The following is a 14,644-nucleotide window of genomic DNA, read 5'->3' as shown; positions in this document are numbered from 1 at the left end:
CCTATCGACTTTCTCTTGCTAAAGCGTTTTTTAAGTCTTTAGTAGTTAGAAACTCTTGTCCCTTGAGTATCATTCTTTTAATAGCACGGCGTATTACTCTTTCAATATCAGCGCCACTCTTATTTACAAAAAGATCTAAAATTTCCTTTTCTTCTACCTCGAATTCTCTACGTACACCCCTTAGTTTTAAAGAGAGGATTTCTGGCACTAGATTATTTTCAGGGATAGGAAATTCAAGAGTTTCATCAAATCTACGCCAAATGGCAGTATCAAGAATATGCTGATGATTGGTTGCAGCTAAGATTATACTTTTGCCTTGATAAGCATCCATCATTTGTAATACAGAATTAACTAAGCGACGTAGCTCTCCGTGTTCACTAGAATCTGAACGTTCTTTACCAATTGCATCAAATTCATCAAATAGGACAACTAGAGAGTTTTTAGAAATAAAATCGAAGACTCTTCTAAGATTTGTAGCGGTTTCACCCAGCAGCGAAGAAACTATTACATCCAAACGTACAATAGCTAAAGGTAAATCAAGTTCAAACGCTATTACCTCAGCAGCTAAAGTTTTACCGCACCCAGGAGGTCCATAAAAGAGTACTTTTTTAGAAGGTTTCATGCCATAGCTCTGTAAAAGATCAGCACGTCTGTTCTCTTCGATTAGCTCATCAATAGCTGAATGAGTGTTTTTATTTACAATGATTTGTTCTAAAGAACGTTGAGGATGTCGCATATCCAAAAGGGGTAATCCTTGTTCTTTATCTGTAGGAGGTAAAGGGAGTACGTTGCGATCTAGAGGTTTTTCTGACTTCAAATGTTCTCCATACAGAATTTTCTCAAGATCATTTGCCAATAAATGGTGCTGTTTTTGTCGTTCATCCTGAATAACAGCTTCAGTAACCTTACGGAAACTCTCAATATCTCCGTTAGCTCCTGCTGTTATTAACTGTCTGAGAACTTTACCGCTTGCCATTACGTTTACCTCAAGGATCGTAAAAATCGAATATAACCGAAACTATATTATAAGCTAATCCTAAACTGTATCACACTTTAAAATAGTTAATCATTTAGCCACTTTATATAATATCGTAGAGTATAAAATCTTGAAGACAAAACTATATGTTTGTAGCTACTTATTCGAATAGCAAACAAGCTATTACGATTGGCTTGTCTTCTATATTAATTTAACGAACCCGTTCAGCCATTTTTGACTCTAACCATTGTACAACTTCACTTTCTACCCAAGCCACACGTCCATTACGTGCCTTAAATCCATCACGCTCTGTAGATTCTTTTGTCAATTTAACTTGAATAGGGAAGGTGGGATCGTAGCGTTCAGACTTCTTGTCTAACATATCGTAAATTGTCGTACAACTTAGACCAGTAAAGTAAGTAACTTCTTTGATCGGTAGCATTCGAGGCATACGTGTCGCACTTAGATTATCTAAGCCATTTTGATTGTTAGTATTGAAGTTTTCCATGATTAGCTCCTTGTAAGTGAATGAGAGCGTTTCCTCTCATACTCATACCGAGTCCCATATTTATTTACTGCGTCCTATGCTGTCCTTCGGGTTAAGACCTGCTTACCGTTTAGCCATAAAAAAAAGAGCTGATCTTATCAACTCTTTTTTGTCTACATCGCTGAAACGAAGCTATCTATCAACTCACAGCTGTCACGCTTTGCCGTAAGCCTTGTTCAATGCTCGTCACATTATGATTAGCTAACCCATTTTGCTCATATCCTTGATTACTGTTATTAGCATTGCTTGCATCTACTGGGTAAAACTCTTCAAACGCCTCATCGCTATCAATCTCAAAGCATGAGTTCACGTAGCCTTGTTTAGCTGCTACCTCTAATGCTGCTTGATCAAATCCGTGTTCGCTCAGCTCCGCATCAATTGCTTGTGCATCTTGCACCGCTTGTTTGAGTGTCACCCCATCTCTTAGCGTTAAATCCACAAAGTAAATTGGTGTCCGATAGCTTTGTGTGGTGCTTTTACCACGTAGGGTTAGCTGTAGTGGCAAACATGACAGCTTGTTGCCTGATACTGCTGCAAAGTAGCTAAGGCGTGCTGCTAGTGTGCGAATACTATTAAAGCCTGTGGTGCGAAAGATAAAGGCACCAAGCTCATCGTCCTCAGAGAGATTGGCATACAGTCTGCCATAAGGCTTACAAGCACCGCCTTGTGCCAATGGACAGCGATCAGGCGATGGGCATGGATAGCTTTCAACGCCTTTATTGGTTCGACGCTGACATTGCTCACCGTCGCCTACGCATAGTGGGCGTCCGGTCTGCCTATCAAATAGTGTGTACTCAGCTCGTAGGTTTAACTCGGGATCGTTAAACAGCATACGTACCGGTATTTGTCTGAGCTTACCTTGATTATTTGCGCGTAGCTTTTCATCAAGTGGATGATTGATCCAGCCGTCTTTATTCTGCACTTGGCTAGTGATAGTAAATTGATCGTCTTTAGCGGGTAAACGCTTGCCATCCTTTTGAATGACACGTCCAATGCTTATACGACCGAGGACTGGCGGAGTAATAGTTAGACCTTTAATCATGGTGATATTCCTTCTGTATTTTGTTTAGCCGTAAAAAAGCCCACCTACGACGGGTGGGCGTTTATGCACTTATTTGAGTGAGTGGTGTAATTTATTGATTATGTTTGCTGCTTTGCTTAGTTATCGTTAAGAATGACAAAGCGACGACTGCCTTGGCGCGTTTTACCAAACTGCTCGAGCAACTCAGGGTGCGCTTTGGTTAGCGCTTTACTATCAAGACTGGTGCTGTCTTTCGAGCGCTTCCAAGAAATTGCGCCTTTCTCGAACACCGCAATCTCATTGTCGGCAATTAACGTTTGCAGCTGATGCTTTACTTGGTCATGACGCTGCTCTAACTCCTGCATGTAGTCACGGTAGCTAAGCAGTTGCTCAAACAGCTTATTAGCTCCGTCATCTTCACTCAGATCAACTTTGCTTGACGGCTCAGGGGTTGGATAAAGCAGCTTTAAGGCTCTTGCTGCGGATTCAGAATGATCAGGTGTTGGTGGCGTATCAGTTTCCACATATTGCCAGAACAGCCGCTCATGCTCTATTATGCTTTCAATCAGCTTCTTATCACGCTCAACCTTAAATATCTTAGCCTCGTGTCCGCAGAGTAACACGCAGATATGCGCAGCCGTTTTACCTGTGACCGCCAGCTGATGCTGCACTTGGCACGTTACATATAAGGGCACGCCATGCTTCCACAGCTTAGCACCGTGCTCTCCTGCGGTTTTACACTCTAGTATCTGCACCTCATCGCTACCCGTGATTGCGTAGTCTAAGTTAGCCAGCATAAAGTGCTTGTCAGGATCAGGATGCTGCAAGATCGCATTAACGCGGCGTACTTTATTGCCTGTGTGCTGTTGATAGTATTTAGCCACCATGGGCTCCAAGGTATTGCCCCAGTACAGTGGCGAGTAGCCATCAATATCGTCGTCTAGATGTGAATGCAGACGACCGGTCTTGATCATCCACAGCTCAAGCATAGACAAGTAAGGATGGATACCACAAGCTGCTGCTGCGTCAGAGCTACCAATACCTTGCTTACGAACTTGTAGCCATTTCTCATGACTTAAGTTTTTGGTGTTGACCAGACGTTTTGCAGTGGTTGATTGAGTGGTGGTTATGGGCGCTTTCACCTTAACGGTTGCACGCTTGGTTTGTCTTAGTTGAGCGATATGGTTCAATGCGATTGTGTTCATAATAAATTCCTTCATTAGATTTGTTATTGGTTAATACTATTTATTAAAAAGACGGCATAAAAAAACCACGCTCAAGGGCGTGGTTGGTTGTGTTGTTAGATTTTAAACGTCGATAATTAGGCAAGCATCAGTAGCGACTCTTCTAAACCCTTTTGCTTCATCTTCGCCCCTGCACCGAACCATGCTGAATTGAGACGGTTGTCTGTATTCATGGCACGTCTTTCATGATCGACATATTCCGTGATACTGCATAGCAGACCGTAAGCGGTGTCACGAGCGGCATCAAGATCGGCTCCTCGTCCTTGACCGTTAAACATCTGCATTACCTTATTCATCGCTTTGGCGTTTGGTACTGCCTCTTTCTCTTTCTTAGCACTGTTAAATAAAATGATGTTATTGTCCTGATCATTGAACACGCGGCTGAGATAATTTGCTGCTTCCGCTTGAGTGACCCGGCGCTCTGATAACTGCTTCATCTCGTATGAGTGCTCATCCCACTGCTTAACCGACACACCCAATTGCTGCTTGACCTTATCGGCATCAAACGAAGTTGAATGCGGTACTTTTACGACGCCTCCTGAGCCGTCCGCTAAGCTAATTGCTAAAGTGTTATTGCAGACCACACGGATCGATGTGAACTGTGCTGTCGTTGCCAGAGTGCCGTCACAAGCGGTTGCCAGTAACAGATAGCCGTTACTAACGTCTTTGCCCTTAAGCGTTGCTGACTGGCCTGTACGGGCCAATGCCCATAGCTTACGGCCTCCCTTCAATACCCCAGCAGTCTCAAGCTCAAAGTCAGACTGCTCGGTAAGATCACGATAGAATTCTAGAATCTCACGCGGCTGTACTTCTTGATAACGCTGACTAACGACTGATAACGGTTCAAAGTTATCGCTGCGGTATAAAACTTTCTGCTCTGCAAAGGGCAGAATCAGGTTATGCCCTTTGTCATTGTTTGCCATGTAGCTAACATCCGATGACTCAATACGCCAATCAAGCCCTGCTTGCTTTGCCCATACCTCGATAGGCTGCTTAGGGGACAGCTCGTTACCCAAGCCGTGCCAAGGGGTTTCGCCAACGTATGCCATTGATTCGATTAAATGTGCCATGAGAATATTCCTTTTATTGTTGAATAAATTAAGTGAATGAATGGGTTAATTAAAACTACTAAAAACATGAGTACAATTACTACAGCAATACTGCTTGTTCGCAAGCATCGGTAAAGCGTTATTCGGTTGAGCAAGCTCAATCACCGCAGCTAAGGCAATGCCTGCTACAGCACCTATGGCTGGATGGAACTTGAGGGTCTTACAGATACTGACGCCAAGGCTGACTAGCATGGCTGGAGAAAACAGGCTTTCGATAAGTGTGTTGTTAGCATTATCACTCAGCTCATAGACGGCAGATGAGCGACAGCATGGACAGATGGGTTTCATAAGGGCTCCTATTTATTTTGGGCATAAAAAAGGCCTGCACGAGGCAGACCTGAATCAGTTAGGTTAGGCGCTGTATTGACTACAAACGCGCCATCTCATTAAAATAATATATATCTGAGATTACTTTGCTATCGCTTTATGCCTCGACGCCAAGATACGTTGAACCGACTTTGACCAAAGGTACGCATGCCAGGCAACCACAACTTAAGCTGTTGCTCACACTTATCAGGCTTTGTTAGATAGGAGGCTACCCTTACAGCATTCTCAACTTCAAGTGGATTGTCACGATGAATCATACCAATGCCCAATAATCCTTGCTTCTTAAAATCTTCCTTGTTTTCTAGAGTGTTCCAGTTGTAGTAAGTCCCAAGCCCACCCGTTATGCTTTGCCACTTTTCTCCTACCGCTTTACCTAAGTAACCATCTCTTTGTCGCTCTGAGCCATTGTAGATAAGCAAGAGATGACAATGCAGACCGCCATTTATACCGCCTTGTTCTAATGCCCATGCGTAACCTTGCACATGCTCAAAGCACGTCTTCTTGTTACTGATAAGCTCTCGGATTTTCTTCATGTGATCATTGAAACCATCTATCGTCACATAATGGCTGGTTTCTGTTGCGTACTTTAAATCCACCATTACGAATAGCAGTTTTGAATACTGGTCAGTAAGTTTTCTCACTAAGCTTACTAGACTTTTTTGGTTCTGACCTTCGTTATAGCGCCATGCTCTAGTTTCTTCCTCAATATCGTTTTTATACGATGACAGCGTGTTTATAAATCGTTGGGTTTTGTCATGATCCCAAACAACCTCATACGCCGGTGAGTCGCCCACGATAGATTCGGTACTGTCAATAAACGCATGGATGGTTTCAGAATAAAACAAGCCATCATCGAAGATGTCCATGAATGGCTTATACAAGCCATTTAACTGTTTCTTGGTTTCTTCAAAACTGACGTGATCAAATAGCACTCCTCTAACGAGTTTATCAATGTTAGCGACGATTAGAGGTTGATTGAGGTGTAGATATGACATGTTCCTGCTCCTATGAATTAGTGGGTTCATATATTCAGGTTAGTCAGTTTTTTTTAATTACTGGGTTAGCACTCAGTCTGTCAGCTTGAGTAGTTAAGAATATAAGTACCAACTAAGGATAGGTAACCAAGAAACTGCTTTGCACAGGATAAGCTCGGATATTTGTGAAGCTAGAAGTTCTACATGTTCTCATTTTCTAGTCATGCAGTAGAGATGGAGTTACATGATTATAAAGATGAGATGCTAAATTATAACTTCGGAGCACTTTAGCCCATATAGTTAATGGGACAACCTAATTTTTGGTTATTTAAAACTTACAAAAAATCAATGAAATTATAACCAGTTCTCTATAGAATTATCACTTTGTTATTACGCGTGATAAAGGGTTAAGGAGAAAGTTATGGCGTTAAATAGAGAGATATATAATGAAAGAAGATACATACGTAATAAAGTACTATCATTAACAAATAGAGAAGCTGTTTTCCTACGTAATCATCTTGCTCATTCTATAAGCTATGACTTTGAAGAAGTGCCAAATTCAAATGTTAAAAACGGTCTGGTATTAGAGTTTGATAAACGTGGAGATACTAGAGATTTAATTGATGAAAATGTACAACTAATAAAAACGGTTTTACTACCTGAAGTGAATTTTGATTGGTTAAAGAGCAGCTTGAGAGCACGAGTATTTGCATTAAATGTACTGAAAAATGATGATTTATTTCGAAACGCTCGAATAATTTACAGTGACAGCATTATTGATAGAATTTATAGTATTATCGACCATGCGCAAACAATTGAAGATGACAGAATGTCACAAGATGAGATGGCAAGGATATTGCTTGAGATTAAATCAATTTGGGAAAAAATATCTAACGAAGATAATTATACTAAATGGCTTAAGTCAGATGATGGAGAGCAAATAAAATGGGTAATGAATTACCTAAAAGATAAACGCATCTATAAACGTTCTGATATCGATCATTCAGATAACAGTCAAATTAGAGATGCTGTGTTAGCGTCATTAGATTTAATTGATAATCCAAGGATTGGCTTAAACCAAATGAGATCCAGACAATCAGCAGAAAAAGAGCTGATTATTGATAAGATGAAGCGAGCTTGGAGCCAGCAGAAATTTCGTGATAGTGGTAAAACAAAAAAACCTTTCCACTTACCCCTTACTATATCCGCTAATGCTAATCTTAAAGAACTGGCTAAATTTAATAGTCTTACAGACGCTAAACAATTAGAGCAGCTTATTAACTCAGCGCACAAAAAGATCTTTTTCGATGAGGATGGTAAGAGAATATATTAGACTTAGCCTTTTAGCATTAATTGGATATCTTCAGCGCTTAACCCTTTACTTTTCAAAGCCTTTATCAAAGTATCGCTATCTATGTCTAATAGGGATTTCTGATCATTCTCTATTAATGATTGTTCAATCTGCTGACGAGCTGTTTGGAAGTCCACAACTTCACCTTTATCTCTAAGTAAGTCTAAAAAGTCTGCCCATACCTGCATTATCTTGCGACGCTCATCTAAGTGCTGAGCGTGGTTATATACGGCTCTAATGCTACTTTTCTTATCATGAGCCATTTGCTTCTCAATCGCATCACCCATATAGCCAAGCTCATTTAAGTTGGTAGATGCGATATGGCGGAAGCCGTGTCCTGTTTGTTTGCCACCGTAGCCAAGAATATCTAAAGCATTATTGATGAATTCTTCACTATAAGGCTTGTGCATGCCAGTATGGTAGAACACGTATTCATAGTGTCCTGTGATGGGTTTCATCTCTTTCAAAACGGTCAGCATTTGATCTGATAAAGGAACAACGTGCTTACGCGCAATCTTAAGGTTATCAATATCGACACGCCATAGACGGTTAGGGAAGTCGATATGTTCCCATTTCATCATTCTGAGTTCGATAGTACGACAGAAAGAATATGCTAGAAACTTCATACCTAATCGAGTTTGATCGTGACCATGATAGCCTTCAATATCTTGTAAGAGCTTAGGTAGCTCACTAAGCTCAACGTGTTTCATGTGCTTAGTCTTCGCTTTTGGATATAGCTCTTTAAGCCCATCTGTATGATTTACCTCGATTAGGCGCTCTCTCATGGCTCTCCTAAGAATGTTTCCAACGAGATCAATAGTGCGTCTGGTTACTTCTCGTGGTGATGCCCCTTCATTATTAGTCCTGCTTTCAATGTCATCTGCCATTAATTTACAATCTTCAAATGTCACATCTTTTAAAGCAATGCCTTCAAAGCTAGGTATAACGTCTTTGTGCATTCGATTATAGTCCTGCTGATAGGTGCGAGGCGCTACATTGCGCTCACGCTCCTCCAACCATTCAAGCGCATAGTCGTTAAACATTTTTGCCTGTTCGTTGTCTAATTTTTCTTGACGCTTTTTATTTTTTGGGTTAATCCCTTTTGATATTAGAGCTTTAATGTTAGCGTTAGCAACTCTCGCTTCTGCTAAACTCATCTGTGGATATGTACCTAAAGTAGTATTTTTCTGCTTACCATCGAAGCGATACGCACTAATCCAGGTTTTTCTTCCAGAAGATCGTACCCATAGCTGCAACCCTTCTTGATCGCTATGCTTATCAGGGCGTGCGGCGGTACATTTTTCGCTAGGTTTAAGACTTCGAATTTTGACATCAGTAAGCATAGCTTGAATTCCTTATAGAAATTAAAGTAAGCCTTTACCGGAGAGTTGTTTGAGTTATCTGTTGGTATAATTAAATATAGAATTGTCAAACTGTTGGTATAGAAGGCCGTTTTCTAATTCTATACCAACGCTTATACCAACACAATCATTGGATGACCTAGGGATATTTCGGAACACTTGGGAATTTAGAAGTAAGTTATAATAGGGCGGAAGCTTTGCATATAGGGGTTTAAGAGGTTTTTAAGAGGGGTTTAGGCAGAGGATAGAACTAAGATTGGCGGTGAAGGAGGGATTCGAACCCTCGATACGCGATTAACGTATACACACTTTCCAGGCGTGCGGTTTCAGCCACTCACCCACTTCACCGTTTTTAGACGGCTTAGTATAGCCGATACCATTTAGAATGTCACGACTTGCACGCCATCTTTCTTTATTTGCAGACGCCTGCTAGGATAGCGTATAGGCAATAACAAGTATCGATGGTTGAAAGTTGAATGATAAGTTTCGGTAGACTCAAATACGATTTAAAAAACAGCATAATAATGGCAGCGATGACAGCTGTGATCAGTCTGACTTCAGCGCACGCGGATGACTTTACCCAGTGCAGCCAATCTTTTTACGGCGGTGTTTATCCTGAATTTATCAATACCAAGCTCAGCAATCAAACGCAAGCGCTGTGCATGGATGGCTTTGCCGTTATGTATTCGGGTGTGTCACGTACGCCACTGTGGTCGGCAGAGTATTTGAACCGTGATCGTCTACAACAAGCCAAGCAAATAGACCGCGAAGACAGCTTTCATGAAGAAAGCAGATTGCCACAATCGATGCGTGCCTCATTGTCCGATTATTCAGGTTCTGGCTATGACCGTGGGCATTTAGCGCCCAATGCGGATATGGCAACGCGCAGCCAACAGTATGATAGCTTTAGTTTGGCCAATATTGCCCCGCAGTCACCACGCAACAACCGTTATATCTGGCGCAATATCGAGTCTGCTACCCGCTATTTAACCCAGCAGTATGGTGAGGTTTATACGGTCACAGGTGTGGCATTTACCGATAAAAAAACCAAGCAATTGGCTGACCGCGTGCTCGTTCCTAGTCATTTCTTTAAAGCAGTTTATATCCCAGCGATCAATCAAGCTGGGGTCTATTATGCACCAAATGATGAATCAGAACGCATAGAAGTCATCAGCATCGATGAATTGGCCACCGAGATTGGTGTTGATGTGCTACCCGTATTAGATGCCAAAACCAAAACACAGGCATTTGCACTGCCCTTAAAGGCAGGTGAGAGCTCGGATCTACCTGATGCCACAATAGAAGAACCCGCTTGGATGTTATTTGTTTTTGCCATTTTTGAATGGTTATTGGCACAACTACGAGCATAAAGATTCATTGGCTGAGTAAATGCGGACGCTATACAAACCATGTAAAAGGCTGTTAATAAAAGGGATAACCAAATGATTGAACCATTTGCCAACAATCACCAAAGCATGCAAATAGGTGAGCTGGTCATTGAGAATCAAGAAGACAAAATTATCATATATGGTGATGTTGAACTGACTTTAGACGCTTCTGGCTATCAGCAAGCCCAGCAGTTGCACAAACTCACGACTGAAATTATGCAAGCCTTTCAAACTCGTGACTTTTCTCGTGATATTCCTCATAACCTTTATAGTAATAATGAGGTCAAGTCAAAAGAAAATGATGACCAATCGGGTAAAAATATCGACAATCCCTTCCTGTAACTCTTTGATATGGTTTTATTTTTATGGAAATAATAAAGTATAAAAAAATTACTAGGTAAAATCTAAAAATTGCTTATAATGAGGCAAGACATCGCTTATGTCGCGCAAGTCTTTGAAAAAAAGCTTATAAGCCATTGCGACAATTCGCTTCTAAACAGCATAAAATCGCAGCGCTTGTAATAAAAGATTCTAGCAAAGGATAAGCATAGAACATCAGAAACATACTGTTTCGCATCATCATTATATGAAGGGAGTCAATTTATGAAATTATTCACAAAAACCACGTTAGCAGTTGCTGGTATCAGCTTGGCCAGTATGGCATTTGCCGCTGATCCATTGGCCAATACTACTTGGCAGACGTTTGACGAAGGTCAGCCAAAAGGTACGGTAAAAATCACTGAGTCAAATGGCGTATTAACCGGTACACTTATTGCTGCTAATACTGCTAAAGGCAAAAAGCACGTTGGTACGACGGTCATCAAGGGTCTGAAATCTGATGGCGGTGGTAAATATAGTGGGGGTACGATTACTGACCCAGCAAAAGGCAAAGACTATCGTATGACCGCAACGCTAAGCGGTAACACATTAAATATCAAAGGTTACATCGGTCCATTCTCACGTAGTCAGCAGTGGAAAAAGAAATAACCCTATCACTTTTTTGAATAGTGAATGTAGTCCTAAAAAAATCCCGCATTACCGAAAGGTTTTGCGGGATTTTTCTTAGATCAATTTTAACTATATTGATTTCAGTATAAAAACGAGTCAGCGGAATTGGAATGAATTTTTTGTAGCATCGAGCTGCGAAGGCAAAGCAAGCAGGAAAAATTTATACCAGTTCCGCGTTAGAATATAAGGCTAGATGTACTTATCTACCGAACTCTGGATATGCTTCCATACCACATTCGGCAAGATCAGCCCCTTCATATTCATCTTCTTCAGATAGACGTAGGCCAATGACGGCTTTGATAATTGCCCAAACGATTAAGCTTGCCACGAATACCCAAACAAAAATAGTAGCAGCACCAGCAATTTGTCCTACAAACGATGCCGCTGGATTGGTGATTGGTACGATAAGTAGCCCAAACAGACCAACCACACCATGAACTGAAATCGCTCCGACTGGATCATCTATTTTTATTTTGTCTAATGCCAGAATAGAGAGCACAACGATAACACCAGCGATTAAACCAAACAGCGTCGCTTGCAATGCCGATGGTGTAGAGGGTTCTGCCGTGATGGCAACCAATCCTGCAAGTGCACCATTTAAGAGCATGGTTAAATCAGCTTTACCAAAAATAAAACGAGCCAACAATAACGCACCAATGGCACCGCCTGCTGCTGCTGCATTGGTGTTCAAAAACACCATAGCCACTGAGTTGGCGCTAGCAATATCACCAAGCTTGAGTACAGAACCACCATTAAAGCCAAACCAGCCCATCCACAATATGAGGGTACCGAGTGCTGCTAATGGCAAGTTTGCCCCTTGAATAGCGCGTATTTCACCCTTAGGACCATATTTACCCTTGCGTGCGCCTAATAGCAATACGCCTGATAAAGCGGCGGCAGCTCCTGCCATATGGACAATACCAGAACCTGCAAAATCAGAAAATCCTAAATCGCCAAGATTAAATAAGCCAAAAACATCTTTGCCGCCCCAAGTCCAGCTGCCTTCTAGTGGATAAATCACCCCAGTCATGACCACAGCAAAGAGTAAAAACGACCATAGCTTCATGCGCTCAGCCACAGCCCCAGATACGATAGACATACAGGTTGCGACAAACACGACTTGGAAGAAAAAATCAGACGCGGCAGAATAAACAGAATCACCACCAAAGCCATTTTCAGCAGAGGCGGCTAATGCGTCTTCTACTAGTGTCTCACTGCCGGCAATACCACTCAAAAATAAATCGCCGCCATACATGATGGCATAGCCGCATATCATGTACATAGTACAAGCGGTAGCAAAGAGCGCGATGTTTTTGGTTAAAATCTCAACCGTGTTTTTTGAACGAACCAGACCAGCTTCTAACATAGTGAAGCCCGCTGCCATCCACATGACTAGCGCTCCACATATCAAAAAGTAAAACGTATCAAGTGCGTACTGGAGCTCAAAGATTTGATTCTGCATATTAATTCCCCCTTGAATTGATGCAATACAGCTATCGGTAGATCTATAATGTTGTGTCTATAGGTTGGCCTTGCGCTTTAGATAGCGTCTGGACCTGTCTCGCCTGTACGTATCCGAATGACTTGTTCAAGAGCCGTGACGAAGATTTTGCCATCACCAATCTTGCCAGTGCTCGCAATGCGAGTGATGGCTTCGATGGCAGGTTCGACCATCTCATCGATGACCGCCACTTCGACTTTTACTTTAGGTAAAAAATCCACTACGTATTCTGCGCCGCGATAGAGTTCTGTGTGGCCTTTTTGGCGACCGAAACCTTTGACTTCAGTAACAGTGACACCTTTTACACCGATGTCAGAAAGTGCTTCACGTACATCATCAAGCTTAAACGGTTTTAAGATCGCAGTGATTAGCTTCATAAAAAATTCCTTATGTGTGTGATGCCGCAGGTTGATACAGGCATTGTGGTGCATCGTATCGCTGCCATGCTTATTATAAGTCATTCAAGAACTGTGCCAATTTACTCAAGGAGGTAGGTAAGATTGGATTTATTTGTTTAAAAATGACAACAGCATTGGCAAAAATACTACCCATGCTGCGACGATAAAAGTCGTCACTATAAGCGTAGGTAATATGAATCAACCTTTGGCGTTAAACCAATGAAAACTTTATTATAACCAACTTTTTAGGTGCTTGGGGGCGCTATGCATGTATTTCATGTGATGATTTGCTAACCTGATTGAATAGATTGGCATGATGAAAGGTGTAGGACAAAGAACCGGTGTCCAACAATAGTAACGAGCGAAGTCTGATATTGGCATTTATGCGCTGCCCTCAAATAGAGAGCGTAACGCTATAAGCCGCTTACGCTTTGGGAAAGAGGAGGTATGGGGTTTTGGTACTGCCCAGTAGTTTTTTTGTGTCGCTACCTTTTAGCAGTTCGTGCAGACGCGATTGGCCAAAAGCACCTGTCATCAGCAGACCTATATTATTTTCATTTTGATAATAATTTAAGGCGGCCGTAACGTCGCGGCAGTCTAGTAATGCTTTTTTGGACTTGATACCCGCTTGTTTGAGCCGAGCATAAGCTTCACGCAGGGCATCGCAATTTTCAGAGTTGTCTTTACCTACCATGACAATATGAACAGTCAAGGCTCGAACGAGTGACGTTTTACACAGCCAGTTAAGCAGTTTATGAGACGTTGGACTGTTATCAAACGCAAACAACGCATTAGTAGGGGGCAAAAATGGTGCATGAGTCACCAAAATGGGGCAGTGGCTGACTCTGATAAGTTGGCTTAAAGTGGATTTGCAGGTGACATTGTGACCGATGACGATCAATTGCGCTTTGTCATCGACGTAATCAATACTTTGATTGAGATTCTCATGACGATGCAAGGTATAGGTTTTAATTTTATGGTGCTGCTGCGTGCAATAGGTTGTGGCTTGATGTAGTAACAATTTGCCTTGGGATTTTAATTGGCAATTATTTAAATGCTCTTTGGTCGTAAACTGTTCGAGCAAGGTGTTTTCATCATCAATATTGAGGCAGCCAGAATAGTTTACAGCGGCTTTTTGTTGCAAGTTGGGTACAGAGTGCAACAGACCCACTGGTGCTTGTAGACGAATCGAAGCCCACATACTTGCCTCTAATACAGCTTGCACATGATCAGGGCAGTCTAAACAGGCAATCACACTATCTGGCTTTAAATTACTCATAAGATCATCACATTATTCCAATAATAAAAAGGCAGCTGCTTAGCTTAAAGATAAGACGGCGATGCTCGTGCCCAATTTTCTGTGCCAAGACAGCTGTTTATACAACTATCTCACTCATGAACCATTAATCAACGTTAGCTTGGTACGTAGACGCAGTTTT

At 41.7% G+C, this 14,644-nt stretch carries 15 protein-coding genes and 1 tRNA gene; 4 read left to right on the top strand and 12 right to left on the bottom strand.

All coding sequences use genetic code 11. From position 1 onward, the window contains the following. Position 1: 1 nt before the first annotated feature. The 7 genes from M917_RS00790 to M917_RS00760 all read right to left on the bottom strand — a co-directional run bounded on the left by M917_RS00790 (position 2) and on the right by M917_RS00760 (position 6,219). Entirely contained in the window at positions 2-976 is a 975-nt protein-coding gene (locus tag M917_RS00790) for an AAA family ATPase (RefSeq protein ID WP_021812841.1), read from the bottom strand. Between the two features lie 211 nt (positions 977-1,187). Then, positions 1,188-1,484, bottom strand: a complete 297-nt coding sequence (locus M917_RS00785; protein WP_021812840.1) for a helix-turn-helix transcriptional regulator — start codon at positions 1,482-1,484, stop codon at positions 1,188-1,190. Positions 1,485-1,662: 178 nt separating this feature from the next. Next, entirely contained in the window at positions 1,663-2,565 is a 903-nt protein-coding gene (locus M917_RS00780) for a recombination directionality factor (protein ID WP_021812839.1), read from the bottom strand. A gap of 116 nt (positions 2,566-2,681) precedes the next feature. Further along, complete coding sequence (locus tag M917_RS00775; protein ID WP_021812838.1) at positions 2,682-3,749, bottom strand: YqaJ viral recombinase family nuclease; 1,068 nt, start codon at positions 3,747-3,749, stop codon at positions 2,682-2,684. Positions 3,750-3,865: 116 nt separating this feature from the next. Then, on the bottom strand, positions 3,866-4,858 hold the full coding sequence (locus M917_RS00770) for a DUF932 domain-containing protein (RefSeq protein WP_021812837.1): 993 nt from the start codon (positions 4,856-4,858) through the stop codon (positions 3,866-3,868). Between the two features lie 45 nt (positions 4,859-4,903). Next, positions 4,904-5,185, bottom strand: a complete 282-nt coding sequence (locus tag M917_RS00765; RefSeq protein ID WP_021812836.1) for a hypothetical protein — start codon at positions 5,183-5,185, stop codon at positions 4,904-4,906. 128 nt (positions 5,186-5,313) lie between these two features. Continuing rightward, positions 5,314-6,219, bottom strand: coding sequence for a YagK/YfjJ domain-containing protein (locus M917_RS00760; protein ID WP_021812835.1), 906 nt, complete (start codon positions 6,217-6,219; stop codon positions 5,314-5,316). 400 nt (positions 6,220-6,619) lie between these two features. Between M917_RS00760 and M917_RS00755 the strand changes: the two genes are divergently transcribed. Beyond that, positions 6,620-7,531, top strand: coding sequence for a hypothetical protein (locus M917_RS00755; protein WP_021812834.1), 912 nt, complete (start codon positions 6,620-6,622; stop codon positions 7,529-7,531). A gap of 2 nt (positions 7,532-7,533) precedes the next feature. Here M917_RS00755 and M917_RS00750 read toward each other — a convergent pair whose 3' ends face one another. Together M917_RS00750 and M917_RS00745 are read right to left on the bottom strand one after the other, a co-directional pair. Continuing rightward, positions 7,534-8,892 (bottom strand): tyrosine-type recombinase/integrase, encoded by a 1,359-nt coding sequence (locus M917_RS00750; protein ID WP_021812833.1) that lies wholly within the window; start codon positions 8,890-8,892, stop codon positions 7,534-7,536. Positions 8,893-9,167: 275 nt separating this feature from the next. Continuing rightward, positions 9,168-9,258: transfer RNA gene (locus tag M917_RS00745), tRNA-Ser, on the bottom strand. Between the two features lie 176 nt (positions 9,259-9,434). Between M917_RS00745 and M917_RS00740 the strand changes: the two genes are divergently transcribed. The 3 genes from M917_RS00740 to M917_RS00730 all read left to right on the top strand — a co-directional run bounded on the left by M917_RS00740 (position 9,435) and on the right by M917_RS00730 (position 11,285). Beyond that, positions 9,435-10,280: a DNA/RNA non-specific endonuclease gene (locus tag M917_RS00740; RefSeq protein WP_227500797.1), complete on the top strand. Its 846-nt coding sequence runs from the start codon at positions 9,435-9,437 to the stop codon at positions 10,278-10,280. Positions 10,281-10,352: 72 nt separating this feature from the next. Beyond that, positions 10,353-10,640, top strand: a complete 288-nt coding sequence (locus M917_RS00735; RefSeq protein ID WP_021812831.1) for a hypothetical protein — start codon at positions 10,353-10,355, stop codon at positions 10,638-10,640. 261 nt (positions 10,641-10,901) lie between these two features. Next, on the top strand, positions 10,902-11,285 hold the full coding sequence (locus tag M917_RS00730; RefSeq protein ID WP_021812830.1) for a DUF2147 domain-containing protein: 384 nt from the start codon (positions 10,902-10,904) through the stop codon (positions 11,283-11,285). A gap of 220 nt (positions 11,286-11,505) precedes the next feature. Here the strand turns inward: M917_RS00730 and M917_RS00725 are convergent, their stop codons facing one another. From M917_RS00725 to M917_RS00715, 3 genes are all read right to left on the bottom strand, one after another. Continuing rightward, the gene (locus tag M917_RS00725; protein WP_040641507.1) at positions 11,506-12,768 is read right to left on the bottom strand and encodes an ammonium transporter; all 1,263 of its coding nucleotides are present in this window, start codon (positions 12,766-12,768) and stop codon (positions 11,506-11,508) included. Positions 12,769-12,845: 77 nt separating this feature from the next. Next, on the bottom strand, positions 12,846-13,184 hold the full coding sequence (locus M917_RS00720) for a P-II family nitrogen regulator (protein WP_010197981.1): 339 nt from the start codon (positions 13,182-13,184) through the stop codon (positions 12,846-12,848). 445 nt (positions 13,185-13,629) lie between these two features. Continuing rightward, positions 13,630-14,484 carry a universal stress protein gene (locus M917_RS00715; protein ID WP_021812827.1) on the bottom strand — a complete coding sequence of 285 codons (855 nt, stop codon included), beginning with the start codon at positions 14,482-14,484 and terminating at the stop codon, positions 13,630-13,632. Positions 14,485-14,644 lie beyond the last annotated feature (160 nt).

This window comes from Psychrobacter aquaticus CMS 56 (assembly GCF_000471625.1).
In the GTDB taxonomy this organism is placed as follows: domain Bacteria; phylum Pseudomonadota; class Gammaproteobacteria; order Pseudomonadales; family Moraxellaceae; genus Psychrobacter; species Psychrobacter aquaticus.
The sequence above is the reverse complement of the archived record's forward strand: the minus strand, read 5'-3'. Positions and strand labels throughout refer to the sequence as shown.